Consider the following 26,347-nt stretch of genomic DNA (forward strand, 5'->3'; position numbering starts at 1 on the left):
ATCCCGGCACTACCCAGCGGAGCGTCACCGCACGGGCGAGCCCTGCGCCTGCTGCGGAGCAATACCCAGCGCCGTCGTGTACTTGGCCAGCGCGAGCTTGCCGATCGCGGGGTAGGGGCCGAGCGGCTCGGCGGCGGAGCAGCCCGCCTCCTTGGCCGCCGCGTCGACCAGGCCCGGGTCGATCTCGGGGCCGATCAGATAGGGCGCCAACGCCAGCTGCTGCGAGCCCGAGGAACGCAGCTGCTCGGCGACGGACGAGATCGAGCCGTCCTGGTCGAGCGCCGCCGCCATCACCGGCACCGCGAGGCGCGCGGCGAGCAGCATGCCGGTGATCCCGGCCGCCTGCACGGCCTCCTCACCACCGACCGAGGCCAGGACGATGCCGTCCGCGGCGGTCGCCACGGTGAACAGCCGGGCGCGGTCGGCGCGGGCCAGACCGGCCTCCGACAGGCGCACGTGCAGCGCCTCGGCGAGCAGCGGGTGCGGGCCGAGCACATCGGTCAGATCGGCCGCGACACGGCTGTCCATGACCGCCTGGCGGACCCGGCGCAGCAGTGCGCCGTCCGGCCCGGCGAGCAGCGGCACGACGACGGCGACGGGGCCGTCCGGCTGCTTGGCGTCCACACCCGCGGCGCGCGCCTGCTCGTAACGGGCCGTGCGCTCCTGGGCGGCGTGCGCGAGCACGGACGTGAGCGTGGGGAACTCCGCGTCGTCCCCGTCCAGGTAGCCGATCCGCGCGTCCAGGCCGGGGAGCTCGGAGCGGGCGATGCTCACGACCTCCTCGGAGAGGCTGCGCGTGGCGGCGCTGGGCGTGCCCGGCACCGCGAGGACGAACGCGGGCGCGCCGTCGGGAGCCGCCAGGGGCTCGGGTCGGCGGTGCCGCCCGGGCTGGCGAGGTCGCGGCATTCGTACTGGCAGGCCGGACGCGGGCCCAGTGGGGGAGCTCATGGCGACGCATGTTACTGGCTTCCTGGGCTCCCTTGTTCGGGGAGGGTGCAGGTGAGCGGTATCCGTCCGGTTTTGTCTGATGAGTTACGGTCGGATCAGAAGTGCTCAGCGGCTTCCGGCCGGTCTGTGGGTCAGTCCCCCTTGACGGTGACCACGGTCAGCATCGCCTCGTCACTCGGCAGGGTGAACGCGCCCGCCGCTAGGTCCGTCGCGATGCGCACGGAGCCGTCCAGCGGATCACCGGCGGACGGGACCCGGCGAGCGCGCGGCAGTTGTCGGGACAGCTCCTCCTCCAGCGGTACGACGAGAGGGGCGCCGATCTTGAGCAGCCCGCCGGTGACGGCGACCCGTGCGTCCGCGTCCGGCGGGCAGACGGCTGCCGCGGACTCGGCCATGTGCCGGGCGGCCGTGCGCAGGATGCCCGCGGCGACGGGGTCGCCGTCCGCGCACGCGGCCACATGCGGCACGAAGGACGCGAGGACGGCGGGCCGGTCCGGCCGGGGGTACAGCTTGCCGGGCAGCCCCGGCATCGGACCGAACTCCTCCTCGGCGCGCGTCAGCAGGGCGGCGGACCCGCCGGGCCGCCCGTCGTAGGCCCGCAGTGCCGCCTCCAGTCCGGCCCGGCCGATCCAGGCACCGCCGCCGCAGTCGCCCAGCAGATGCCCCCAGCCGTCGGCGCGACGCCAGTTCGTCAGGTCCGTACCGATGGCGATCAGTCCGGTACCGGCGGCGACCACGGCACCGGGCCGCGGCCCGACGGCACCGACATACGCGGCGACGCCGTCGGCGACAAGCGCGAGCGTCCGGACACCGAACTCCCGGCGCAGCGCACCCGGGAGTTCGGCGCGCAGGGCGGCGCCGAGCGTGGAGAGCCCGGCGGCCCCGACGACGGCGGTGTCCAGCCGGTGCACGCCGGTCTCGGTCACCAACACCCGCACCATGGGCACCAGTTGCTCCATCAGATGCCCCGGATCGATACCACGCGCACCGGTCCGCACCGGCACTCGTGACTCCCGCTGGGCCTTCACGTCCCCCTGCGCGGTCGCCACGACCACGCGCAGGCCGGAGCCGCCGGAGTCGACGGCGAGGAAACCGGCGGGCGTATCCGCGAGTCGGGCGCGGCCGGACGGGGGCGTCATCCGCGCGGGATCAGGTGGAGCCGCATCCGCCCCGGCCCCCACACCGGTCACGGCAGGCGCCAGTCCACCGGCTGACCCCCCTGCTGGATCAGCAGGTCGTTGGCGCGGCTGAAGGGGCGGGAGCCGAAGAAGCCGCGGTCGGCCGACATGGGGGAGGGGTGGGCGGACTCCACCGAGGGGAGGGTGCCGAGCAGGGGGCGGAGGTTGCGGGCGTCGCGGCCCCACAGGATGGACACCAGCGGCTTGCCGCGCCCCGCCAGCGCCCTGATGGCCTGCTCGGTGACCTCCTCCCAGCCCTTGCCACGGTGAGCGCCCGGACTGCGCGGCGCGGTGGTGAGCGCTCTGTTCAGCAGCAGCACGCCCTGCTGGGTCCACGGCGTCAGATCACCGTTCGACGGCTGGGACAGCCCCAGATCCGTGTTCAATTCCCGGAAGATGTTGATGAGGCTGCCGGGCAGCGGACGCACATCGGGCGCGACCGAGAACGACAGCCCCACCGCGTGCCCCGGCGTCGGATAGGGGTCCTGCCCCACGATGAGGACACGGACGTCATCGAAGGGCTGCTGGAAGGCCCGCAGAACATTCGGTCCGGCCGGAAGATACGTGCGCCCCGCCGCGATCTCCGCGCGCAGGAAGTCGCCCATCGAGGCGATCCGTCCGGCGACGGGTTCCAGGGCCTTCGCCCAGCCCGGTTCGACGATTTCATGCAAGGGTCGTGATGCCACGGGCGTCACCCTACTGCCGTACGGGCAACGGCGATCAACCGATGGCCAAGGCCGCTGAGCGCTCCGCTGGAAGTACCGTGACGGGCGGTCGGCCGTCTGCGGCGCCGTCGTGGCTGGTCGCTCCCCCACTCTCGACTTCGCTCGAGCGGGGGGTCCCCCATCGCGGCGGAGCCGCATATGGATACAGTCCCGCGCCACTTCAGGGCGCTGCCGTACCGCAGTGGACTTCGCCCGACCTCCTTAAGAGTGCTCAACCGACCACCGCCGCACGGACGCACAGCACATCCGGCAGATGCGAGGCGAGTTGCTGCCAGCTGTCGCCGTCGTCGGCCGAGGCGAAGACCTCGCCGTTGCGGTTGCCGAAATAGACGCCCGCCGGATCCCCGTCGTCGGTGCACAGCGCGTCGCGCAGCACCGTGCCGTAGTGGTCCTCCTGCGGCAGCCCTGCCGACAGCGGCTCCCAGGTCTTGCCCGCGTCCGTCGTGCGGAAGACCCGGCACCGGCGGTCGGCGGGCACCCGGTCCGCGTCCGCGGTGATCGGGAACACATAGGCCGTGTCGCCGCGGTGGGGGTGTGCGGCTGCCGCGAAACCGAACGTGGAGGGCAGACCCTCGCCGATGTCCGTCCAGTGCGCGCCCGCGTCGTCGCTGCGGTAGACGCCCCAGTGGTTCTGCAGATACAGCCGGTCCGGGGTCGCCGAGTCCTGCGCGATCTTGTGCACGCACTGTCCGAACTCCGGGTCGGGATCCGGCAGGAACACCGCGGAGACACCGGAGTTGGACGGTGACCAGCTGGCGCCGCCGTCGGTGGTACGGAACACGCCCGCGGTCGATACGGCGACCGTCACGGCCTGCGGGTCCCGCTTGTCGGTCACCACGGTGTGCAGGCCCTCACCGCCGCCGCCCGGCACCCACTGCGAGCGGGTGGGGTGCTCCCACAGCGGACGGACCAGCTCGAAGCTCTCGCCGCGGTCCTCGGAGCGGTACAGCGCGGCCGGTTCCGTGCCCGCGTACACCACATCCGGTTCGGCGGCGGCCGGGTGCAGCTGCCACACCCGCTCCAGTGAAGCGCCGGTGTCCTTGGGGAACTTGACGGCCGGCTGGGACGGTTCGGTCCAGGTCCGGCCCAGGTCGTCGGAGTGGAACACGGACGGACCCCAGTGCGCGCTGTCGCCGCCTGCCAGCAGCCGCGGGCGGTCGCCGCGGGTGTCGAGGGCGACCGAGTAGACGGCCTGTGCGTTGAAGTAGGGACTCTCGTCGAACTCCCATGCGCCACCGCGCCGGCGCCCGATGAACAGGCCTTTGCGCGTGCCCACGGCGAGCAGTACCTCGGTCATGCCCAACACCTCCGCGACATCTTTGTCCAGGACTCCGGCCAGTCTGCACCCCACCACTGACAGTCACCTCTGGAAAGGACTGTCTCGCAGGTCAGGGCGGTGCGGCGGCCCGTGCTGGGTGTTGCGCACGGCCCTGTGCACGGTGCCGATCCCGGACCGATCCGGTCATGTTCGGTCAGACGCCGGTGAGCGCGTCGGCCCCGTGGGACCGTCGGCCCGGGGGACCATCCCTGAGCATCCGCGAGCCGTCCGACGTATGGAAGGACGGTCGGGGATGTTCGCGCGCTCATGAGAGGAAGCCTTCGATGGCGTTCCGTGGTCCGAAGGTGTGGCTGTGGCGCTGGCGGCGCAACCCGCTCAAGCGCCAGGCCGACGTGGTGGAGGCCTGGGTGGTGCTCGGTGCCTGGGTGTTCACCGTCCTGGTGGCGGTGTCCGCGGGTCTGGCGGTGGACCGGTCCGTGGAGCACAGGCTGGCCCGGGAGCGCGTCGAGTGGCGTCCCGCGGTGGCCCGGCTCACCGAGCGGGCGCCCGGCCCCGCCGACACGAACGCGCGCACGGTCAGCGGGGAGCGGGTGTGGGGCAAGGTGCGCTGGACCGCGCCGGACGGCTCCGTGCACACCGGCCAGGCCCGGGTCCGGACAGGCAGTGCCGTCGGCTCCCCGGTCACCGTGTGGACGGACCCGCAGGGCCGCCTGGTGACCAGGCCCGCCACCGTGTCCCAGGCCCGCATGCAGGCCGCGATGACCGGCGCGCTGATGGGGGTGGCAGCGGCGGCGCTTCCCTTCGTCGGGGGCCGGGTCCTGCGCGGTCGGCTGGAGCGCAGGCGCATGGAGATGTGGGACGCGGAGTGGGCGCTGCTCGGCCCGCTGTGGGGGCGGACCACGGGCTGAGCGGCGGGGCCCGGAGGCTACGGCCGGTGGCCCTTACCCGCCTCCCAACACCCCACGGCACACCCGCAGCAGCCGTTCGTCGTCGACCAAATCCTGGCCGCCGTATGTGTCGGAATGGACCTGGTGCCGCCGGACCGACGCGAGTTCCGCCCGGAGCAGGTCGTGCAGGGGTGCACCCGTCGGTCCCATGGCGGCGACGCACTCGGCGACGGTGAGGCGTGTGTACGGATGCTCCGCCCAGACGGAGCGCAGCACCGCGAGCACGGGGTCCGGCACTCCGGTGATCCGCCAGATCGCACACGCGGCCGACGTCCGTTCCCAGACGCTGTCGGACTCGGTCATCGGCCGCACTCCCGCCAGGGCGGGGCGTGCGGCAGGGCCGAGCCGCGCCAGTACGTCGGCCGCCGCCCTGCGCCGATACGCGTCACCGATCGTCAACTCCCGCAGCAGGACGGGCAGTACGACCTTCACGTCGGCCTCCACGGACCACAGCGCGTCCGCGGCCGGTACGGCGGATTCGCCGTCCAGCAGCCCGCGCAGCGCCGGTATCGCCTCCCGCGCCGCTCCTCCGAGCACCCCCAGGACCCCTGCCGCGTGCTTCACGAGCACGTCCCGCAGCCGCGCCTCCTCCGGCAGGCCGAGCAGCAGCCGCAGCACCCCGGGCACACACTTCCTGTCACGCAGCTCCCGCAGCGCCAGCAGCAGCGTCAACGCGAATGAATGCGACTCGGGGGATTCGAGCGGGACCTCCTCGAGCCCGCGCCGGAACGCGGGAGCCAACGGCGCCGCGGCCCGGTCCAGACAGGAGATCACCTGGCCCACGTCGTGCGGCACGACCGGCCCCGCCAGGACCTCCGCCAGCACCGGTACCGCTCTGGGATCGCCGGTCTGGGCCAGGACTTTGAGCGGGCCGCCCAGAGACGGCAGGCCGTGAGCCCACTGCTGCACCCACAGGTCGGGACGGGAGGCAACGAGCGCGTGGAGGTCGTCGGCGGCAGGCCTGGCGATGTCGAGGAGGCCGGTGAGGGTGGACACCGCGGCCTCGCGCAACCGGTCGTCGTCCGTGCCCAGTTGGGCACCGATCAACGCCACGGGTTCGCTGTAGTCGGCACGCCACTCGCTGAACAGTTTCGTCGACATCCACACGGCGTTGCACCGGTCGACCGGATCGGGGCTGGTCAACTGACCGCACAACAGGCCGATCCGGTCCTCCACCCGGCTGCCGAGTGCGGTGTGCAGGGTGCGCAGCAGCTGGGAGCCCTCCTCGTCCGAGGGGCGGAGCCGCCGCAGCCGGCCGACGAGCGTGTTCGTGTCCGGCCGATCCGGCGCGTCCGGAGTGACAGGCCGCTGTTCGGACCGGTCCCTGAGCAGGCGTACGACGGTGTCCACCAGGTCGGCCGGGAGCCGGTCGGGGGCGCAGGCCGCCAGCTGGCCCAGCGCGGCGATCCGCAGCGCGGGACCGTACGGCGGCGCGCTCTGCGTCGTCAGGAGGTCCAGCGCGCCCGCGGCCTGACCGGGGTGCCGTCGGGCGAAGTGCCCGAGGCTCTCGGTCAGGGCGAGCAGCACGCCGTCGTCGCGCTCGACCGTGATCCGCTCCCGCAACAGCCCCAGCACCCTTGCCGGTTCGTCCAGGAACCGCACGACCGCTCCCGCTGCCGCTCGCCGCACCCCCGCGTCCGGGTCCCCGGCCAGACGGGCGAACACCCCGGCGCTCGCACGGACCGCGGTATGGGCCATCGCGTAGCCGTCGCCGAGGAGTTCCGCGCCGTCGTCCCCGCCGATGCTGACCAGCAGCTCCACGATCCCGCCCCGGTCGGGCACCTCCTCCCGCCCCGCGAGGGCGAACAGGAACGGGACGCAGGCGAGTGTCGAGTCGTACACGTCGCCCTGGTGGTGCACCGCGCCGTACATGCCGTCGAGTGCGATCTCCCGCTCGGCCGGGTCCGCGGAGGCGAGCCCCCGCAGCATGCCGGGCACGTCCTCGGCACTTCCGTACGCGTGCCGCAGCGCGGCCCAGTCGACCTCGTCGATCCCCGTGAACACGTTGTCCTCCCCAGCGAGTGCCACTGGTCGTGAGTGTGCACCACGGCACTGACAACGAAGCGGAATCGGGTCGTGACTGTGTGCGATCCGGTCAGTTCGCCGACTCGAGGGCCCGCCGCAGGATCGCGTCCAGGTCAGCGGCGTCGGGGAGGGTGCCGAAGGCGTGTCCCCAGTCGCCGCCGAGCCGGCTGGCGCAGAAGGCGTCGGCGACCGCCGAGGGGGCGTGCCGGACCAGCAGGGAGGCCTGGAGGGTCAGGGCCATCCGCTCCACCAGACGGCGGGCGCCCGCCTCGGACCCCTCGGACAGCGCGTCCTGAAGCCGGTTCACGGCCGCGTCCAGTCGGGCGTCCGCCCCCTGCGCCAGGGCGAGTTCGGCGAAGAGCGCGTCCACGGTGCCGGGCTCGCGGCGCAACGCCCGCAGGACATCGAGGGCGTTGACGTTCCCCGAGCCCTCCCAGATCGACAGCAGGGGAGCCTCCCGGTAGTGACGGGGCATGCCCGACTCCTCCACATAGCCGTTGCCGCCGAGGCACTCCAGGGCCTCCGCGGTGAAGGCAGGGCCCCGCTTGGTGACCCAGTACTTGCCCACGGCGGTGGCGATCCGGCGGAAAGCCGCCTCCCCGGCGTCCCCGCGCACGGCCCGGTCGGCCGCGCCCGCCAGCCGTAGCGTGAGGGTCGTGGCGGCTTCCGACTCCAGCGCCAGATCGGCCAGGACGTTGCGCATCAGCGGCTGGTCGACCAGCCGGGCGCCGAACGCGCTGCGGTGCCGCGCGTGATGGCCGGCCTGGACGAGTGTCTGGCGCATCAGCGTGGCCGACATCATCACGCAGTCCAGCCGGGTGCAGTTGACCATCTCGATGATCGTCTTCACACCCTGGCCCTCGGGCCCGACCAGCCAGGCCACGGTGCCGTCGAACTCCGGCTCGGAGGAGGCGTTGGAGCGGTTGCCCAGCTTGTCCTTGAGCCGCTGGATGCGGAAGGTGTTGCGGGTGCCGTCGGGCAGGACGCGCGGCACCAGGAAACACGACAGGCCCCCTTTGTCCCTGAGAGGGGATGCCTGCGCGAGGACCAGGAACACGTCGCACATCGGCGCCGAGGTGAACCACTTGTGCCCGCGCAGCGTGTACACGCCGGGCTCGGCGCTGGGCGTCGCCGTCGTCGTGTTCGTGCGGACGTCGGAGCCGCCCTGCTTCTCGGTCATCCCCATGCCCGCCAGCAGGCCCCGCTTCTCCGTCGGCACCCGCAGCCCGGGGTCGTACTCCCGGCTGGTCAGCAGGGGTTCGTAGACCTTCGCCAGCTCCGGCTGCCGGCGCAGCGCGGGAACGGCCGCGTACGTCATGGACGTCGGACAGCCGTGCCCGGCCTCCGTGTGCCCCCACACCAACCCGCCCGCGGTCCGGGCGACATGGGCACCGGGACGGTCCTCGGCCCAGGGTGTCGCGGCGAGTCCCTCGGTGACCGCGACGCGCATCAGGTGGTGCCAGCTCGGATGGAAGTCGACCTCGTCGATCCGGTTGCCGTACCGGTCGTGCGTGCGCAGCTCGGGCTCGCACCGGTTGGCCAGCTCGCCCCACTCCTGCGCCTCGGCGCTCCCGGCCCGCAGCCCGAGCCGCCGGAGCCCCTCCTCGGCCCACCCGGCACCCTCACGGCGCAGCCCTTCGAGCAGAGCCATGTCGTCGGACGCGTCGTACGGGGCCAGCGCGGGGGGCTGGTTGGTCACGTCGTGTGTGGCGCGGCCCTGAGGGCCTTCTTCGTGCGCGAGTGTCGAGGCCATACCGTGAGTGTTGCACTATTTCTGCGGTCGTATCAATCATGCAACGATCCGATCCGGCCCGTACAGTACGTCCCCATGCGAACGGTCCAGGCAGACGAGCTGCACCTGCGCCCGCTCTCGGCGCGCTCGGTCGTCCTGAGCCTGCTCCTCGGCATCCATCCGCCCGAGCTGCCGGTGAAGGACCTCGCGCGCGTGGTGGAGCCCTTCGGCGTCGGCGGCTCCACCCTGCGGGCCGCGCTCAGCCGGATGACGGCCGCCGGCGACCTGCGGCGCACGGACGCCGGGTACCGCATCGGGGAGCGGCTGCTGGAGCGCCAGCGTCGTCAGGACGACGCCGTGGAGCCCAGCACGCGCGCGTGGGACGGCGATTGGGAGATGGCCGTGATCACCGCGACGGGCCGGGGCCCCGCCGAACGCGCCGAACTGCGGACCCGGTTGACCACCCTCCGCCTCGCCGAACTGCGCGAAGGCGTCTGGCTGCGCCCCGCCAATCTCCGCCGCTCGCTCCCGCGGGAACTCGAAACGGTGCTCCGGCCCTTCACGGCCCGCCCCGAACAACCCGCACGCGACCTGGCGTCAACCCTCTGGCCGCTGGACACCTGGGCCCGCACAGCCCACGCCCTGCTCGGCCACATCGCGCGCGTGGAGCGCCCCGCCGACCGGCTCACCGCCTTCGCGGCCGTCGTACGTCATCTGCTCCTCGACCCCGTCCTGCCCGCGGAACTCCTCCCCGCCGACTGGCCCGGACCGGCCCTGCGCGCCGCGTACGCCGACTACCAGCGGGAGTTCACGCAGGTCGTGCGGGAGCGGCGGGCATGACAGGGCGGCCGTACGAAGCGCCGTGCAGGGACGCTCCGTACGGCCGCCTTCACCGCGGGGATGGGGTCAGCGGTAAGTGATGTCCGAGGTGGAGTACAGGCAGTTGGTGCTGTCCGGGCCCGTACCGACCGCGGTGTTGTTGTTGTACTTCTGGCAGGGGACGACCTTGCGGCTCGCGTCGTTGAGGATCGTGATGCCGCGCAGTGTCGCCACGTCGCCCCGGTTGACGTTGATGCCGACGAGGCGTGCGGTGGAGCCCGTGCCGGTCACCTCGATGTTGCTGAGGTTGACCTTGCGGGTGTACTGCGTGGAGCAGTCTCCGCAGGAGCGGTACAGGGTCTTGAACTCCTGCACGGCGAAGTTGGAGATGTTCAGCGTGCCGGGCCCGTTGTGCTGGAAGACCTTGTCAGCGGCCTTCTTGGCGCCACCGCCGATGACGTTGTACGTGGAGCCGCCGCGGAAGGTCGCGGCGTCCTCGCCGACATCCGCCCACCACACGTTCTGCAGCGTGCAGTTGCCCTTGCAGTGGATGCCGTCGGCGCCGGGTGCGCCGATGATGACGTTCTTCAGCGTCGCGCCGGGCTCGAGCTCGAAGATCGGGTCCTGGCCCTCCTCCTGGCCGTCACCGGCCAGGTCACCGGTGCCGTAGAACTGCCTCATCCCGTAGTCCTTGGTGCCGGACACGGAGATGGTGGAGGAGGTCCCCTGGCTGCCGTTGGGCGTCGGCCAGCTGGCGGCACTGGCCGGCGGCGCCCCGAGTGTCATGATCATGACAGACGAGAAGCCGACTGCGGCCACCGTGCCGGTCAGTGCGCGCCGACGGGCGCGTGGAAGTGCTGGTGAAGTCATGTCCCGATGCCTTCTTCCAGTTGGGGGGTGATCAGATCTTTCCGGTGCCCGCGCCGGACGTGACCGAGGAGACGACCGTCGAGGCGGACTCCGCGGTGTAGCCGTACGGCGGGGCGGTGAAGCTGCCGACCCGCGAGATCTCGGTGGCGGCTCCACCGAGGTCGTTGCCCCGCAGGTTGGCGTATCCGTCGACGTCGCTGCTGCGGTTGGTGGTCACCGCGATCTTCGTCGCACGGAAGACGTTGTTCTCGACGAGCATCTGGGCGCCCATCCGGGAGTGGCAGGCGGTGTCGGCGCCGTCCACGTAGTTGTTGTAGAAGTGGCCGGTGCCGAAGCGCAGGCTGGGGATGCGCGAGTAGACGTTGCCGAAGTGGTTGTGGTGGTACGTCACCTTCAGGTGACCGGTGTCCTCGCTCGCGTTGTTGTCGCTGTGTCCGACGAGCGAGCCCTTGAAGTGGTCCTTGAAGGTGTTCCAGGAGACGGTCACGTGGTCGGCGCCGTGATTGATGTCGAGCAGACCGTCGTAGTGGTCCTTGTCGTGCGTGCGGTCCGCCGAGAAGGAGTTGTGGTCGATCCAGACCTTCGTCGACTCCTGGACGGTGATGCCGTCGGCGGGCGCGACCGGCTTGCTGATGTTGAGATTGCGGATGACGACGTTCGTCACCTCCTTCAGCCGCAGCCCGCCGCCGGTGAACCCGGAGGACGAACCGATGCCCAGGACCGTGGTGTTGGAGCCGATGTCGACCTGACCGCTCAGCGAGATCAGGCCGTTCACCCGGACGACCTTGGCCGCGCTGCCGGTGACGGCCGTCTTGAAGGCGCTCAGCGTCGAGACGGTGACCGCGGAGGCGTTGCCGCCGCCGGTCGCGCCGGCGCCGAATCCGACCGGCGAGGTCTCGGCGGCGCCCGCCGCCTGGGGGAGGGTGAGGGCGGCCGCCGTCGCGAGAGCGACAGCGGCGGCCGTCACCAGCGTGGTTCTTTGCGCGTGTGTACGGAGGGGGCCTGTACGCATGCGGGTGCGTCCCTTCGCGTTGCCTTGACTGGTCGTATCTGTGAATGACGTACGCCATGTTGAACGCTGCGCTGGGGCATGCCGCTGATTCCGGCCTGAGGGGGCGTCAGCCGGTCAGCCTGCTGAACGGAACGTAGAGGGCAAGCGCTTTCTAGTCAACGCTTTGCGCGGAACACATTCGGACACCCCAGGTCAGCGCCACACCGGACGGCGCGAGGGCGTGGGAGCGCTTCCAAGGTCGGCGGCTTCGGCGCCCGCCGCCGTCCGCACGGGTGACGTTCCGTTTCTCGGGAACCCGGCTGTGCAGAGAGAGCCGATCTGTGAGGGAGGCATCGAGAGTCATGACACGGCAGAAGCCGTCGCTCGATCTTCCGGAACCCCTGCGTGAACCGTTGCAGAACACCGCATCGGCGCTGCGCAGGGTCCCCGGCGCCGGTGTGGTGACCAAGGCGGCCGACGGCGCGCTGGACGCGGTCGGCGCCGTGTCCCCGCGCGGCCGGCGCATGGTCGCGTACACCGGGGCCGGGCTCCTCGGGGTCGCGGGCATCGTCGAATGGCCCATCGCCCTCACGGGGGCGGCGGTGGTCTGGCTGACCCAGCCGAAGCCCGGCGGGAGCGAGGAGACAGACGACCGGAAGGCGACGGCAGGCAGCAGCAGTCGTAGGTCGGCCGGCAGCAGCACTACGTCGGCCACGGGCCGTCGTACGACATCCAGCCGCGGCGGAAAGTCGTCCACGGGCACCCGCAAGACGTCCGGCGGCACCCGTAAGGCGTCGAGCACCCGGTCGACGTCCGCCGGCGGCGGCAAGAGCGCGCCGAAGAGCCGGAGCACAGCGTCGAAGCGCGCGAGCACGAAGAGCTGAGGTGAGTCATGGGAGTGCTGACGGGGGCTGCCACGGCCCTGTCCGGTGCGGTGCTGGCGGGGCCGCGGTTGCTGGTTCACGGGGCCGCGCCCGGTGTGGGTGTGGCCGCCGGAGCGGTGGCCGGGACGGCGCGGGCCGGTGTGCGAGGGGCGGACCAGGTCGTCAGGATGACGCGGGTGGCCCGCAGGGCGCTGCCGGGCGGTGACCACACCTGGCGGTCCGGTCACCGGACCCATCTGCCGCTCCGGCCGGCCGAGCCGGAGCGGGTGCGGCGGGCGGGCGGGATGGCGAAGGCGGCGCGCAAGGTGGCCACGGCGCTGGCGGAACGGCCGGACGTGGCCTACGCCTACTGGGACGGCGGCCTCACCCGGCTGGTCGTGGCCGTGAGTGAGGCGGCCGTGTCCGAACGGGTGGAGCAGAAAGCGCATGCGCTTGCCGCCGAACTCGGTCTTGAGCCGGTGGACGAACCGACGGAGGAATTCACGCATCCCGGCGACCCGGTCCTCGTACGGACCAGCGCGGCGGCACTCGCGGCCGACGCGGCGGGCGTCGTGGTCGCGGTGGCCGGCTCCGCCCTGCGACTGCCGCCCTCGCCCCGGGCCGTCACGGCGGTGGTGACCCTGCTGCGCGAGAACCCCCGCTTCCGGGCCTGGCTGCGCGAACGGTTCGGGTTCTCCCGCATGGACCTGATCCTGGCGGTGTCGAACGCCGCGGTCCATGGCGCGGGCCGCACCCCGACGTCCCTCGTGCTCGACGCGGGCCTGCGCTCGGTACAGCTCGCGGAGGCGCTCGCACGCGCGGCCGCGTTCGACGCGGTCCACGACCGGGTCTGCGGACCCGAGCGGGAGGACGTGTCCCCGGAGCGGTTCCCGCGCCCACCGCTACGCACCACCCCGGCGCACGAGTACGCGGTCCACGCCGAGACGGGCAGCGTGGTCGGCGCGGCCGTGACACTGCTGGTGAAGCGCGACGGCACCGAGGCGGCCGAAGCGGTCCTCGCGGGCTCCCCGAAAGCGGCACGCTACGGACCCGCCGCCTTCCACGCCGCACTGGGCTGCGCGTTGGCCCGCACCGGCGTGCTGGTCCGCCACATGGAACGCATGCGGCAGCTGGGGACGGTCACCAGCGTGTTCCTGCACCCGAGCGCGCTGCACACCCCCGACGGCGCCGCGGACCCCTGGGCCGAGGCCGTCCTGGACGCGGCACGGCGGGCCGGACTCCGGGTCGTCGTGACGGACGATCCCTCGCTCGGCGACTTCACCGCCCTCGCCGACCACGTGGTGTCCGCCGAACGGTCCTTCAGCCGGACGGTGAACGAACTGCGCGGTCGCGGCGGTGTCCTGACCGTGGCCCGGCCGGGCTCGGCCGATGACACGGACACCCTGTCCGGGCTGCTCGCCGGCGATGTGGCCGTCGCGCTCGCCGACGGTGACGCGGCCGTGGCCTGGGGCGCGGACGTGGTGGCGCCGGGCGGTCTGGCCGACGTATGGCGGCTGCTCGCGGCCGTACCGGTGGCGCGGAAGGTCGGGCGGTGTTCGCAGACGCTGGCCCGGTCCGGCGCCGCGCTGTCCGGACTGATGGTGGCCGTGGGCGAGTCCGGGCGCGGCACCGGCTCGCCGCTGCCCGGCCTGCGGCACGCGCCCGTCGACTTGAGCGCGGCGCTGGCCCTGGTGTCCGGGGCGCGAGATGCCGTAGGCGTCGCGGCCACCCGCGCGCCACGCCCCCGGGCGCGGGTGGCCTGGCACGAGCTGAAGGCGAAGGACGTACGACAGCGGCTGGAGCACCGGCTGGAAGAGCCGCCGACTCCGGCGGCCGAGGCGACCGCCAAGGTGCGGCAGGCAGTCAAAAGCGTCGGCCGCAACCCGGTGTTCGCGCCGGCCAAGGGGGCGCTGCAGCTGGGCCGGGCCGTACGGGGCGAGCTGGACGACCCGCTCACCCCGGTGCTGGCCGTCGGCTCGGCCGCGTCGGCGATCCTCGGCTCGGTCGTGGACGCCCTGCTCGTCGTCGGCGCCCTCGACCTGAACGCCCTGGTCGGCGGCATACAAAGGCTGCGGGCCGAACGGGCTCTGTCCGGGCTGCTCGCGGAACAGAAGCAGAAGGCACGCGTCGCACCCAACGGGAACTCGGACGATCGGCACACCGTCGACGCCGCACGCCTCAGGCCCGGCGACGTGATCGAGCTGCAGGCCGACGACGTCGTACCGGCTGACGCCCGCCTGCTGTGGGAGGACGGCCTGGAGGTCGACGAGTCCGCGCTGACCGGCGAATCCCTGCCCGCGGACAAACAGACCGCCCCGACCCCGCGCGCGCCCGTCGCCGACCGCAGCTGCATGGTGTACGAGGGCACGACCGTGGTGGCCGGACAGGCCCGTGCCGTCGTGGTGGAGACCGGCGACCACACCGAGGCCGCCCGCGCGGTCCACCTCGCCGCACGCAAGCCGCCGGCCGCCGGGGTGCAGGCCCGCCTGCAGGAACTCACCCGCAAGGCAATGCCGTTGACCATGGCGGGCGGCGCCGCCGTGACCGGCCTCGCGCTGCTGCGCGGCACACCGATCCGCCGGGCGGTGAGCGGCGGGGTCGCGGTCGCGGTGGCCGCCGTCCCCGAAGGGCTGCCGCTGGTGGCCACGGTCGCGCAACTGGCCGCCGCCCGCCGGCTCAGCAAGCAGGGCGTGCTGGTCCGCGCCCCGCGCACCCTGGAAGCCCTCGGCCGGATGGACACCATCTGCTTCGACAAGACGGGCACCCTCACCCAGAACAAGCTGCGCCTCGTCCGCGTCACCGACCCGGACGGCACCGCCCGCAAGCCGGACGAGGCCGTCGACTCGGCCACCCTGCGCGTGGCGGTGCGCGCCTGCCCCGAGCCCGAGGAGGGCCCCGACCAGCCGGTCCACTCCACCGACGAGGCGGTCCTGGACGCGGCCGGGCGCGACCCGGAGTGGCAGCAGACCGAGGGCAGGCCGTTCGAGGCCGGGCGCGGATACGCCGGAGCCGTGGGCCACGCGGCCGACGGGATACGGGAGTTCGTGGTCAAGGGCGCCCCGGAGATCGTCCTGCCCGCCTGCCGCGACCTGCCGGAAGACGCCTCGCGTACGGCGCAGTCGCTGGCCCGCGACGGACTGCGGGTCCTCGCGGTCGCGCGACGGCGCCTGGGCGACGACGAGAAGGACGCGGACGTCTGCGAAGAGCCCCTGTCCGACCTGGAGTTCACCGGTCTGCTCGCGCTCGCCGACGCGGCGCGCGAGACATCGACCGCCCTGGTCCACGGGCTGCGTGAGGCGGGCGTACGACCCGTCATGCTGACCGGCGACCATCCGCAGACGGCGCGGGCGATCGCCATCGAGCTGGGCTGGCCCGATGACACGGCCGTCGTCACCGGCGACGAACTGGCCGCCGCGGACCGCTCCGAGCGCGCCCGGATGCTGCAGGACGTGGACGTCGTGGCGCGCGTCGCGCCCGAGCAGAAGCTCCAGGTCGTCGAGGCCCTGATGGACGCGGGCCGGGTGGTCGGCATGGTCGGCGACGGCGCCAACGACGCGGCCGCCATCCGCGCCGCCGACATCGGCGTCGGCATCAGCGCCCGCGGCTCGGCCGCCGCCCGCAACGCCGCCGACCTGGTGCTCACCCACGACGACCTCACGGTGCTCGTCGAGGCCGTCGTCGAGGGCCGCGCCCTGTGGCACAGCGTCGCCGACGCGATCGCCATCCTGATCGGCGGCAACGCGGGTGAGGTGGGCTTCGGGATCCTCGGCACGCTGCTCGCCGGCGCCGCGCCGCTGTCCACCCGTCAGATGCTGCTGGTGAACCTGTTCACGGACCTGTTCCCGGCGATGGCGGTGGCGGTGACACCGCAGAAGGAGGGGGAGACCGACGTCAGCGCGCCGCTGGGCAAGACCCTGCTCGGCACACCGCTGATGCGGCAGATCCGCCACCGGGCGCTGACGACCTGTCTGGGCGCGGTCGCGGCCTGGCTCATCGGCCGGTTCACGCCGGGGACGGCCCGCAGGACCACGACGATGGCCCTGTGCGCGGTCGTCGGCACCCAGCTCGCCCAGACCCTGGCCGACCGCAGCGGCTCCCCGCTGGTCCGCGTCACCTCCTTCGGCTCCGCCGCCGCCCTCGTCCTGCTGGTGCAGACCCCGGGCGTGAGCCATGCCCTCGGCTGCACACCGCTGGGCCCGGTCGCCTGGACCGGCGTCGTGGCGGCCATCGCACTGGCGGTGACCGGACAGCGGGTGATGCCGGAGCTGGAGCGGGCGGTGGTACGGCTGAGCCGGTAAGCCCGTACGCGTACGGACGCGTCCCTTCGGGTGGCTGCGGCTGGTCATGTATGTGAATTAAGTGCGGGATGCGGAACGCCGAGCTGGGCATGCTGCTGACTTCCGCCCGGCTCAGGGGCCTGACGGTCAGCTCGCTGAACAGCACCCAGGAGATCGGCGCTTTTGCTCCACGCTTTGCGCACAACTCATTCGGACATCCCTGCCCAGCGGGGAACTGTCGCAGTCGCCGCACGGGAGCGCTCGCTTCTCTGCCGATCCCGCTGCCGACAGCCCCACGAGCCGCCATCACGAAGGGATGAACGACTTTGCCTGCCACTATCAAGCGCAGACCACTTCGCACCATGCTCACCGCGCTCAGCGGAATGCTCGCGGCAGCGCTCATCGCCGCACCCCCGGCCGACGCCCGCGTCGACGAACCCACCGCGGCGCTCACCGAGGTCACCGGCTTCGGCGAGAACCCCAGCAACCTGCAGATGTACCTCTACGTACCGGACGACGTGGCCGACAACCCGGCCGTCGTCGTGGCCCCGCACTGGTGCGGGGGCTCCGGCCCGGCGATGCACTCCACCACCGAGTACGCCTCGCTCGCCGACCAGTACGGGTACATCGTCGTGTACCCGTCGGTCACCCGTGACACCAAGTGCTTCGACGTCGCCTCACCCGAGGCCCTGCGCCGCGGCGGCGGCAGCGACCCGGTCGGCATCAAGTCCATGGTCGACTATGTGACCGAGACGTATGACGCCGATACGAGCCGGATCTTCGCCACCGGCATCTCCTCGGGCGGGATGATGACGAACGTCCTGCTGGCCGTCTACCCCGATGTGTTCAAGGCGGGCGCCTCCTTCGCCGGTGTGCCGTTCGGCTGCTTCGCCGACGCCAACGGCACCGGGTGGAACCATGCGTGCGCGAACGGCGACATCGACCGCACCCCGCAGGAGTGGGGTGACCTGGTGCGCGCCGCGTATCCCGGGTACAGCGGGCCCCGGCCGCGGATGCAGGTGTGGCACGGCACCGAGGACGACGTGCTGTGCTACCCCAACTTCAAGGAGCAGATCGAGCAGTGGACGAACGTGCACGGTGTCGGTCAGGAGCCGGCTGCCACGGACTCGCCCCAGTCCACCTGGACCCGCACCCGCTACGGCGGCACCGGTGACCAGGCTGCCGTCGAAGGCATCAGCCTCCAGGGCGTCGGCCACCCCGATCTGTACGCCCCCGGTATGGCCGCTCGCGTGCTGACCTTCTTCGGCCTCGCAAGCAGCTGACCGCACCCCAGCCCGTACGACCGCGCTCACCAGTGCGGTCGTACGGCTTTTACGGCAGCCGGTCAGACCGAGCGGTGGTACTGGTCCGGCACATGGACGTCCCCGCCCAGCTCGCGCGCCGCATGCCGCGCCCAGGACGGGTTCCGCAGCAGCTCACGGCCGAGCAGCACCGCGTCCGCCTCGTCGTTGGCGAGGATCTTCTCGGCCTGTTCGGCGTCGGTGATCAGGCCGACGGCGGCGACGGACAGGCTGGTGGCCGCCTTGACGCGGGCGGCGAACGGCACCTGGTAGCCGGGGCCGGTCGGGATGCGGACGCCGGAGGCGTTGCCCCCGGTGGAGACGTCGAGCAGGTCGATGCCGTGGGCCTGGATGTCGGCGGCGAAACGGACGGTGTCGTCAGCGGTCCAGCCGCCGTCCTCCAGCCAGTCGGTCGCCGAGATACGGAAGAACAGCGGCTTGTCGTCCGGCCACACCTCGCGTACGGCGTCGACGACCTCGAGGGCGAAACGGGTGCGGTTCTCGTACGAGCCGCCGTACGCGTCCGTGCGGTGGTTGGAGTGCGGCGAGAGGAACTCGTTGATCAGGTAGCCGTGGGCGCCATGGATCTCGGCGACCTCGAAACCGGCGGCGAGAGCACGGCGGGCGGCGTCCGCGAACTGGCCGACGACCTCGCCGATCTGAGCCACCGTCAACTCGTCCGGCACCGGGTGCCGCTCGTCGAACGCGACCGGGCTCGGCGCCACCGGCTGCCAGCCGTACGTCTCCGGCCCCACCGGCGCCCCGCCCTTCCAGGGCTGGTCGGTCGACGCCTTGCGGCCGCCGTGCGCGAGCTGGATCCCGGGCACCGTGCCCTGCGAGACCAGGAAACGAGTGATCCGGCGGAACGCCTCGACCTGCGTGTCGTTCCAGATGCCCAGGTCGTACGGGGAGATCCGGCCCTCCGCGCTGACGGCAGTCGCCTCGACCAGGATCAGGCCCGTACCGCCCGCCGCGCGCGCCGCGTAGTGGGCGAAGTGCCAGTCGTTGGGGGCCCCGGTGTCCGGGCCCTCCGGTGCGGCCGAGTACTGGCACATCGGCGCCATCCAGACCCGGTTCGGGACGGTCACATCGCGCAGGCGGAAAGGCTGGAAGAGGGCGCTCATGGCGAGCTGCTCCAATCGTCACGGGGTCGATGGACGACTCGTACGATAGGCATCGTAGTACGGGAAGTGTCAAACTACGAGACCCTTCGTACAATGGAGTTCCGCCTGACGAACTGGAGCCGCCGTGACCACCGCCGCCACCACCAGCCGCGATCTTCCGCACCCGGCGCGCGACGAGATCCGGCTGGAGGGCATCCTGCACGCACTCGCCGACCCGATGCGGTTGCAGATCGTGCGAGAGCTCGCCACCGACGGCGGCGAGCTCTCCTGTTCACGCTTCGACCTGCCGGTCACCAAGTCCACGACCACGCACCACTTCCGGGTGCTGCGGGAGAGCGGCGTGATCCGGCAGATCTACCGGGGCACCGCCAAGATGAACGGCCTGCGCCGGGACGACCTGGACGGCCTCTTCCCGGGTCTTCTCGACACCCTCCTCGACGCCGCCGCCCGGCAGGCCGTCCGCCTCGGCGACTGAACCGGCCTGTGCGGGAAGGTGGTTGAAGAGCAGGTTCAGCACGATCGCGGTGAGGCATCCCGCGCGGCGTACATCGCGAGGACGTGCCGTTTGTTGATTTCGGGTGTGTTGCTGCGTCGTGGATTGGTGCGGGTTCGTTGTGGCTGGTCGCGCAGTTCCCCGCGCCCCTTAACCGGCGTTGCCGTGTGCGGCGTTCATGAGTGACTGCCAGTCGGGGAGCTTTACCACGCCCCTGCCAAGTGATGCACCCAGCTCCGCCTCTGCCCGCTCGATCGCCTGCCAGCCCGTCCATTCCACCGGCTCGGTCCCCTGGGCTCGCAGTGCCGTCAGCGGGTCATCAGGAAGATCCTTCTGTACGAGTACGTCGGCGTCCTCGATCAGTGATGTCACCGTTTCCTTGGCGTCCGGACGGTTCGTGCCGATGACGCCTGTGGGGCCCCGCTTGATCCAGCCCGCCACGTACTCGCCCGGCGCGACGAGGTTCTCGCGGAGTACGCGGCCGGCGAGATGGGGGACCGTGCCGGTCGTCGTGTCGAAGGGGAGGCCTTCCAGAGGGACGCCGCGGTAGCCGACCGAGCGGAGGACCAGCTGGGCCTCGATGTCCTCGTAGTGGCCGGTGCCGGTCACGCCGCCGTGGGTGTCGGGCTGCGTCCGCTCGAAGCGCACCGCGCCCACGCGGCCGGAGTCGGGCTCGGCGAGGAGTTCGACGGGGCGCAGGAAGAAGCGCAGCCGGATGTGGTGGTCGGCGTCCTTCACCGGGGTCTCGGCCCAGCCGCGCAGCACCTCCACGTTGCGGCGGTTCGCCGCGGGCAGGCCGGAGGGGTCGGCGTAGGCCGGGTCCAGTGCCAACTCGGCGGGCTCGACCCGTACTTCGGTGTCCGGGAGGGCGCCGAGTTCGCGGAGTTCCTTGGTGGTGAAGCGGGCCTGGGAAGGGCCGCGGCGGCCGACCATGCTGACCTCGGTCACCCGGCTCGCCGCCAGTGCGGTGAGCGCCGCCTGCGGCATGTCGGTGGGGCTCAGCTCGGCCTGGCCGCGGGCCAGCATGCGGGTGACGTCCACGGCCACGTTGCCGACGCCGATGACCACCGCGGAGCGTGCGCCGAGCACGAAGCCGTCGGCGGTGGCGTCCGGGTGGGCGCTGTACCAGGACACGAACTCGGTCGCCGACCAGCTGCCGGGCAGATCCTCACCGGGGATCCCCAGATGCCGGTCGGTCGCGGCGCCCACGCAGTACACGACCGCGTGGTACAGCTCGCGCAGCCTCGCGGCCGGCACCCCGCCGGGGCCCACCTCGACGCCGCCGAGGAAGCGCACCCGCTCGTGTTCCAGGACCGCCCGGAGGTTGTTCTGCAGCGACTTGATCTTCTCGTGGTCCGGTGCCACCCCGTAGCGGACCAGGCCGTACGGGCACGGCAGCCGGTCCAGGACGTCCACGAACACGTCGGAGTGGAGCTGGACGAGGCTCTGGGCGGTGTAGACCCCGCTCGGCCCGGAGCCGACGACGGCGACACGAAGCACGGCGGAACTCCTTACCCCGAAGGACCGTCGGAGATCGCTGACGCTTCCAGCATCGCACCGCGGATGCTCCGCTGACAGGGTGCTGACCGGAGGACGGGCGTGCGTGTCCTTTCGTATGGAATGTGATCATGCGGTTTCGTTGCGTGTGTGCTCGAAGCATCCTTTCTTGATCTTTCTGATCGTTGTCCGATGGACGGTGCGGTGTCCGTCTGGCCCGCGTGGGAAGTGCGGGAAGACGGAGCCGCTGGGGACGACGCCGGCGTGACGTCCTGGTGGGGCGTTCGGCTGGCGTTCCCGGACGGTGCGCAGGTCGACCTGCTCGCCGTGGTGTCCGACGCCGGGGTCTGTATCGAGGACGTGCGGGCCCAGCCGGCGCTGTCCCTCGACGACCTGGCGGTGCTCGCCGAGTGGGTCGAGGGCCCGCTCTCCGAGATGTGCGGGGAGCCCGCCGGTCGGCCGGGGGCCTCGCGGCATGCCCGGCCCGCCTGGCCGCGCGGCATCGCGGGGCAGTGGCTGGTGGCCCGGGAGTACCGCGCGGCACAGGAGAAGGGCGTCGACCCCGTCCTCGCGGTGATGGGCGCGACCGGCCACAGTCGGCGCAGGTCGCTCAGCCTGATCGCCCAGGCCCGCGACGCCGGATTCCTGACGGCGCGTCACGCACGCCGCTGAGGCGCGTCCGGCTCCGGCTCATGGCAGGTCCCGCATCCGGTTGATCTCGCTCGTCTGCTGGGCGACCGTGTCGTCCGCCATCTCCTCGATCTGGATGTTGTTGCCCTGCGCCTTCACCTCCGTGGCCATGGTGACCGCCCCTTCGTGATGGGTGATCATGAGGGTGATGAAGAGCTGGTCGAACGCCTTCCCTTTGGCCTTGCGCAAGTTGCTGAGCTGACCCTCGGTCGCCATCCCTGGCATCGTGGCGTGGTCGTGTCCGCCGCCCGTCTCCTTCTGGCCGTGCGTCTTCAGCCAGCCCTTCATGCCCTCGATCTCGGGCTTCTGCGCGGCCGCGATCCGCTCGGCCAGCTTCTTGATCTTCGTCGACTCGGCGCGGTCCGGGGCGAGTTCGGTCATCTCCAGGGCCTGGGTGTGGTGCTCGATCATCATGCGGGCGAACGACACGTCCGCGGCGTTGGGGGAGTCGTCGTCGGCGCGCTGCTCTGCGGCGTCCTCGGCGGACATCGTCTGGTTCGCCTCGCCGGGCTTGCCCGGCACGATCACCGAGGGACCGCTCTCAGGGGCGGAGTCGGCGTCGGATCCGGAGTCGCAACTTCCCAGCGCCAGAACGGCGATGGCGGCCAGGACAGCCGTAAACGATCGAGTGAAAAGCTTCATTACATGTCTGTGTCCCTCTGTTGGTATGAGCATGCACAAGACAATACTTCGACGTGCATGAACCGTTCTCACGCGAACGGAACAAGGGAGGAAACAGTGATCCTGTTGAACGATCCCCGAACGCGGCACAGACGCCTGGGAGTCGGCGCTGTCGCCGTCGGGCTGCTGGCCGCGCTGCTCACGGGCGGTCCGGCGGCCGCGACCCCCGACCCGGGGGACGGCCCGGCGAAGCAGAAGGAGGTCTCCGAGAGCACCCAGGCCGAGGTGAGACGGTCCCTCGAGAGCGGCGAGATACCCGGCCAGGACGAGATCGTCCACTCCGCCAACATCCAGCACGTGACGAACATCCCCAAGGACGTGCTGCCCGGCACCAATTCGGACCTCGCCTTCCAGGGCAGGTACGCCTTCGCCGGCAACTACGACGGCTTCCGGATCTTCGACATCAGCAACCCGAAGGCCCCGAAGACGGTCTCCCAGGTGCTGTGTCCCGGCTCGCAGAACGACATCTCGGTCTCCGGCGACCTGCTCTTCCTGTCCACCGACTCCTCGCGCAGCGACAGCAGTTGCAGCAGCACCACGCAGCCCGCGACCGAGAAGTCCTCGTGGGAGGGCATGAAGGTCTTCGACATCAGCGACAAGGCCAACCCGAGGTACGTCGCCGCCGTGGAGACCGCCTGCGGCTCGCACACCCACACGCTGGTGCCCGACCGCCGGAACATCTACGTCTACGTCTCCTCCTACTCACCGAGCGCCACCTACCCCGACTGCCAGCCACCGCACGACGGCATCTCGGTCATCAAGGTCCCGCGCAAGGCCCCCGAGAAGGCCGCCATGGTGGGCTTCCCGGTCCTCTTCCCCGGTGAGGGACCCGACGGCGGCGGCAACCCGGGCGCGCCCACCAACCCCGGCGTCTCGAAGACCACCGGCTGCCACGACATCACCGTGCTGCCCTCGAAGGACCTGGCCGCGGGCGCCTGCATGGGCGACGGCATCCTGTTCTCCATCGCGGACCCGGAGCACCCGAAGGTCATCGACCGGGTCCAGGACAACGTCAACTTCGCGTTCTGGCACTCGGCGACCTTCAACCAGCGGGCCAACAAGGTCATCTTCACCGACGAGCTGGGCGGCGGCGGAGCGGCCACCTGCAACGAGGAGATCGGCCCGAACCGCGGTGCCGACGGCATCTACGACCTCGTGGGCAAGGGCGACAAGCGCAAGCTGGTCTTCCGCAGCTACTTCAAGATCGACCGCCACCAGGCGGACACCGAGGTCTGCGTGGCCCACAACGGCTCGCTGATCCCGGTCAAGGGCAGGGACATCATGGTCCAGGCCTGGTACCAGGGCGGCGTCTCCGTCTGGGACTTCACCAACTCCGCCAAGCCGAAGGAGATCGCCTACTTCGAGCGCGGCCCGCTGACCACGGATCGGGTCACGACGGCCGGTTCCTGGTCGGCGTACTACTACAACGGCTACATCTACTCGAACGACATCGCCAAGGGACTCGATGTCCTCAAGATCAACGACCGGCGCACCGACCCGGCGAAGTGGGTGCGGATGAGCGAGCTCAACGTGCAGACACAGCCGGACTACTTCGACTGACCGGTCGGCTCCGACTGATCCGCCGGCCGCTCGCCGGTCGCGAAGAACCGTGACAGATCCGTGTCACCCGTCCCGCCGGACGCCACCTCGGTGTCCGGCGGGACGCCCAGCGCCCAGTCCAGCCGATAGCGCTTGAACAACTCGGCCCGCAGCACCGGCAGGGACATCGGAGCCCCCGGCACCAGCGCCGCGTAGACCGCACCCATCAGCAGGGCACGCAGCATCGGGTAGTCGGCGTCGACGTCCTGTGAGCCGTTGCGGGCGACGGTGTCCCGCAGCAGCTCGGCCAGCCGCCGCTGCTCCGGACACGGCATGAATCCCTCGCCCTGCAGCAGCCCGGCCATGTGCTGGCGCATGAGCACGGGCCGGTCCCGGGCCAGACTCAGGATCGCGTCGATCGCCCGCGCCATCCGCTCCCGACCGTCCTCGGTACGCGGCTCGCGCTCCAGCGCCTCCTCCAGCGTGCGGTTCATCAGCCGGTGCACCGCGGACTGCACGAGCTGGCGTTTGCCGGGGAAGTAGTACGACACCAGGCCGCGCGCCGAGCCCGCTCTGTCCGCGATGTCGCCCAGCGTCGTCGCCTCGAACCCGTGCTCACCGACCAGTTCGACCGCCGCCTGCAGAAGCCGCTCCCGGGAACGCCGCCGCAACTCTTCATTGACCGAGGCGCTGCGCGGGGACATGCTGTAACTCCTGCGTTGACTGGCTGGCAGCCAACTATACTCAGCGCGTCCGGACCTGCCCCTTTCCGCGGGCTGGTCCGGTGCTGCCGTCCTCCTCGGGCGACGCGGGGGATCGTCCGAGGAGGCGGCCCAGGTCCGGGCCGGCTCAGCCCACCAGGTCCAGCACCGGCCGCAGGCCGTCGGGCCGCAGTGCCACCGGCAGATGGTCCACGAAGTGCACCCCGCAGCCCAGCGTGGCCGCACCGCCGTCCGCACGGCGGTCGTCACCGACCATGAGCGCGTCCCGCGGCTCGACACCGAGCTTGGCGCAAGCCTTCGCGAACAGCCGCGGGTCCGGCTTCCTGATGCCGTGCTCGTACGACAGAACGTATACGTCGATGTACGGGTCGAGGCCGTGCTCGCGGAACACCGGGCGCAGATCCCAGCCGATGTTGCTCACCACGCCGACCGGGATTCCGCGCTCACTCAGGGTGTGCAGGACCTCCGCGGCATCGGGGTACGGCGACCAGGCGGCAGGCAGCATGTGGCGCTCGTACAGCGCGTCGTGCAATCCCGGGTCGGGCAGCGGCACCTGCCGGGAGAGCCCGGTGTACGCCGCCCGGTGCAGCTCCGCACTCTGGTCCCGGACGTCCCACACCTCGGCGACCTCCGAAGGCAGCCGCTCCGGATCGCCTCCGCCGGGCAGCGCCCCCGCCATCTGCAGTGCCTGCGCCGTCTCGGTCAACTCCGGCTCCGGCAGCTCGATCCCGGCCTCGGTGAGCGCACCCCGCAGCCAGGACTCGGTGGACTCGACACGGAAGAGGGTCCCGGAGAAATCGAACAGCACGGCAGTCATGAGGTGATCCTATGAGGATGTGGGGGCGCGATTGGCCGTTGAGCGTCTGCGGGTCCGTCGTGGCTGGTCGCGCCCGCGCGGCGGAGCCGCATATCGACACAGCCCCGCGCCCCTTCGGGGCGCTGCCGCACCGCACCTGACTTCGCCGAGCCCGCTCAGACGATCCACCGCCGGTGCGCCAGCGCCGCCAGCGCCACCAGTGTCGCGCCCAGGAGCCAACCGCCGACGACGTCCGTCGTCCAGTGCACGCCGAGCCATACGCGGGTCAGGCCGACGCCGGCCACGGAGATCGCCGCCACCGCCACCGCCGTACGCCATAGGACGCGGCCGGCGCCGTGGTGGTGGAGGAGCCACAGCAGGACGCCGCAGACGACGGCGGCGGTCATGGCGTGGCCGGACGGGAATGCCGCGTAGTGGGCCGAGTCGACGGGGTCGGGCCAGACCGGGCGGGCCCGGCCGACCGCCGCTTTGAGGGACTGCTGCACCAGGGTGCCCAGGGCCACGGTGGCCGCCAGCCAGAGAGCCGTCCGCCAGGCCCGGTGTCTCCACATCAGCCACACCACGACGGCCGTGCTCAGGATGCGCATCGTCCACGGGTCCCACACCCAGTCCGTGAGGATCCGGCACGCCTGGGTGACGTCGGGGTCGTCGACCGCCCAGCGGTGGGTGGTCCGGGAGATGTCGCCGTCGAGTGCGATCAGGGGGCCCCACTCCGCCGCGACCAGGATGAGGAGCAGCAGGGAGGACGCCGCCAGGGCGGCGGCGGAGCGCAGGGCGCCGCGATGGGCGGGGGGTCGGGGCGGAGACTCGACGGACGGGGTGTGCATGC

At 71.8% G+C, this 26,347-nt stretch carries 21 protein-coding genes and 1 pseudogene; 8 read left to right on the forward strand and 14 right to left on the reverse strand.

Going from position 1 to position 26,347, the window contains the following annotated elements:
• Positions 1-24: 24 nt before the first annotated feature.
• The 4 genes from OG828_RS42745 to OG828_RS42760 all read right to left on the reverse strand — a co-directional run bounded on the left by OG828_RS42745 (position 25) and on the right by OG828_RS42760 (position 4,148).
• A complete protein-coding gene (locus OG828_RS42745) occupies positions 25-948 on the reverse strand; it encodes a sirohydrochlorin chelatase (protein ID WP_328369444.1) in 924 nt (307 codons plus the stop codon).
• A 131-nt stretch (positions 949-1,079) separates the two neighbouring features.
• Positions 1,080-2,087: an N-acetylglucosamine kinase gene (locus OG828_RS42750; RefSeq protein ID WP_328504188.1), complete on the reverse strand. Its 1,008-nt coding sequence runs from the start codon at positions 2,085-2,087 to the stop codon at positions 1,080-1,082.
• Between the two features lie 47 nt (positions 2,088-2,134).
• The gene (locus OG828_RS42755) at positions 2,135-2,812 is read right to left on the reverse strand and encodes a uracil-DNA glycosylase (protein ID WP_328369450.1); all 678 of its coding nucleotides are present in this window, start codon (positions 2,810-2,812) and stop codon (positions 2,135-2,137) included.
• Between the two features lie 250 nt (positions 2,813-3,062).
• Complete coding sequence (locus OG828_RS42760) at positions 3,063-4,148, reverse strand: WD40/YVTN/BNR-like repeat-containing protein (protein WP_328504189.1); 1,086 nt, start codon at positions 4,146-4,148, stop codon at positions 3,063-3,065.
• A gap of 305 nt (positions 4,149-4,453) precedes the next feature.
• On the opposite strand from OG828_RS42760, the gene OG828_RS42765 reads away from it, so the two are divergent.
• A complete protein-coding gene (locus tag OG828_RS42765; protein WP_328369454.1) occupies positions 4,454-5,038 on the forward strand; it encodes an Rv1733c family protein in 585 nt (194 codons plus the stop codon).
• A 33-nt stretch (positions 5,039-5,071) separates the two neighbouring features.
• Here OG828_RS42765 and OG828_RS42770 read toward each other — a convergent pair whose 3' ends face one another.
• Both OG828_RS42770 and OG828_RS42775 read right to left on the reverse strand, forming a co-directional pair.
• Complete coding sequence (locus OG828_RS42770) at positions 5,072-7,081, reverse strand: HEAT repeat domain-containing protein (RefSeq protein WP_328505036.1); 2,010 nt, start codon at positions 7,079-7,081, stop codon at positions 5,072-5,074.
• 91 nt (positions 7,082-7,172) lie between these two features.
• Positions 7,173-8,855 (reverse strand): DNA alkylation response protein, encoded by a 1,683-nt coding sequence (locus OG828_RS42775; RefSeq protein WP_328504190.1) that lies wholly within the window; start codon positions 8,853-8,855, stop codon positions 7,173-7,175.
• Between the two features lie 75 nt (positions 8,856-8,930).
• Between OG828_RS42775 and OG828_RS42780 the strand changes: the two genes are divergently transcribed.
• A complete protein-coding gene (locus tag OG828_RS42780) occupies positions 8,931-9,674 on the forward strand; it encodes a PaaX family transcriptional regulator C-terminal domain-containing protein (protein WP_328504191.1) in 744 nt (247 codons plus the stop codon).
• 66 nt (positions 9,675-9,740) lie between these two features.
• Here OG828_RS42780 and OG828_RS42785 read toward each other — a convergent pair whose 3' ends face one another.
• Together OG828_RS42785 and OG828_RS42790 are read right to left on the reverse strand one after the other, a co-directional pair.
• On the reverse strand, positions 9,741-10,523 hold the full coding sequence (locus OG828_RS42785; protein WP_328441908.1) for a pectate lyase: 783 nt from the start codon (positions 10,521-10,523) through the stop codon (positions 9,741-9,743).
• Positions 10,524-10,554: 31 nt separating this feature from the next.
• On the reverse strand, positions 10,555-11,535 hold the full coding sequence (locus OG828_RS42790) for a pectate lyase family protein (protein WP_328504192.1): 981 nt from the start codon (positions 11,533-11,535) through the stop codon (positions 10,555-10,557).
• Between the two features lie 341 nt (positions 11,536-11,876).
• On the opposite strand from OG828_RS42790, the gene OG828_RS42795 reads away from it, so the two are divergent.
• From OG828_RS42795 to OG828_RS42805, 3 genes and pseudogenes are all read left to right on the forward strand, one after another.
• Positions 11,877-12,398, forward strand: coding sequence for a hypothetical protein (locus OG828_RS42795; protein ID WP_328369467.1), 522 nt, complete (start codon positions 11,877-11,879; stop codon positions 12,396-12,398).
• An 8-nt stretch (positions 12,399-12,406) separates the two neighbouring features.
• Positions 12,407-16,675 carry a cation-translocating P-type ATPase gene (locus OG828_RS42800; protein ID WP_328504193.1) on the forward strand — a complete coding sequence of 1,423 codons (4,269 nt, stop codon included), beginning with the start codon at positions 12,407-12,409 and terminating at the stop codon, positions 16,673-16,675.
• A gap of 341 nt (positions 16,676-17,016) precedes the next feature.
• Positions 17,017-17,934, forward strand: a pseudogene (locus tag OG828_RS42805) (extracellular catalytic domain type 1 short-chain-length polyhydroxyalkanoate depolymerase); the annotation flags it as partial.
• A gap of 65 nt (positions 17,935-17,999) precedes the next feature.
• Here the strand turns inward: OG828_RS42805 and OG828_RS42810 are convergent.
• Entirely contained in the window at positions 18,000-19,079 is a 1,080-nt protein-coding gene (locus tag OG828_RS42810) for an NADH:flavin oxidoreductase/NADH oxidase (protein WP_328504194.1), read from the reverse strand.
• Positions 19,080-19,203: 124 nt separating this feature from the next.
• On the opposite strand from OG828_RS42810, the gene OG828_RS42815 reads away from it, so the two are divergent.
• Positions 19,204-19,554, forward strand: a complete 351-nt coding sequence (locus OG828_RS42815) for an ArsR/SmtB family transcription factor (RefSeq protein ID WP_328504195.1) — start codon at positions 19,204-19,206, stop codon at positions 19,552-19,554.
• Positions 19,555-19,722: 168 nt separating this feature from the next.
• Here OG828_RS42815 and OG828_RS42820 read toward each other — a convergent pair whose 3' ends face one another.
• The gene (locus tag OG828_RS42820) at positions 19,723-21,072 is read right to left on the reverse strand and encodes an FAD-dependent oxidoreductase (protein ID WP_328504196.1); all 1,350 of its coding nucleotides are present in this window, start codon (positions 21,070-21,072) and stop codon (positions 19,723-19,725) included.
• Positions 21,073-21,273: 201 nt separating this feature from the next.
• Here OG828_RS42820 and OG828_RS42825 point away from each other — a divergent pair, with 201 nt between their 5' ends.
• Positions 21,274-21,741, forward strand: a complete 468-nt coding sequence (locus OG828_RS42825; protein WP_328372627.1) for a DUF6214 family protein — start codon at positions 21,274-21,276, stop codon at positions 21,739-21,741.
• An 18-nt stretch (positions 21,742-21,759) separates the two neighbouring features.
• Here OG828_RS42825 and OG828_RS42830 read toward each other — a convergent pair whose 3' ends face one another.
• On the reverse strand, positions 21,760-22,401 hold the full coding sequence (locus OG828_RS42830) for a DUF305 domain-containing protein (RefSeq protein ID WP_328369481.1): 642 nt from the start codon (positions 22,399-22,401) through the stop codon (positions 21,760-21,762).
• 96 nt (positions 22,402-22,497) lie between these two features.
• On the opposite strand from OG828_RS42830, the gene OG828_RS42835 reads away from it, so the two are divergent.
• Positions 22,498-24,000, forward strand: coding sequence for an LVIVD repeat-containing protein (locus OG828_RS42835; protein WP_328369484.1), 1,503 nt, complete (start codon positions 22,498-22,500; stop codon positions 23,998-24,000).
• Here OG828_RS42835 and OG828_RS42840 read toward each other — a convergent pair.
• The 3 genes from OG828_RS42840 to OG828_RS42850 form a co-directional block, all read right to left on the reverse strand.
• Positions 23,988-24,683: a TetR/AcrR family transcriptional regulator gene (locus OG828_RS42840; protein ID WP_328504197.1), complete on the reverse strand. Its 696-nt coding sequence runs from the start codon at positions 24,681-24,683 to the stop codon at positions 23,988-23,990. The genes OG828_RS42835 and OG828_RS42840 overlap by 13 nt on opposite strands.
• 145 nt (positions 24,684-24,828) lie before the next feature.
• On the reverse strand, positions 24,829-25,518 hold the full coding sequence (locus OG828_RS42845; protein WP_328369490.1) for an HAD family hydrolase: 690 nt from the start codon (positions 25,516-25,518) through the stop codon (positions 24,829-24,831).
• Positions 25,519-25,673: 155 nt separating this feature from the next.
• A complete protein-coding gene (locus OG828_RS42850; protein WP_328369493.1) occupies positions 25,674-26,345 on the reverse strand; it encodes a phosphatase PAP2 family protein in 672 nt (223 codons plus the stop codon).
• Positions 26,346-26,347: the final 2 nt, after the last annotated feature.

Source organism: Streptomyces sp. NBC_00457, from assembly GCF_036014015.1.
Classification (GTDB): domain Bacteria; phylum Actinomycetota; class Actinomycetes; order Streptomycetales; family Streptomycetaceae; genus Streptomyces.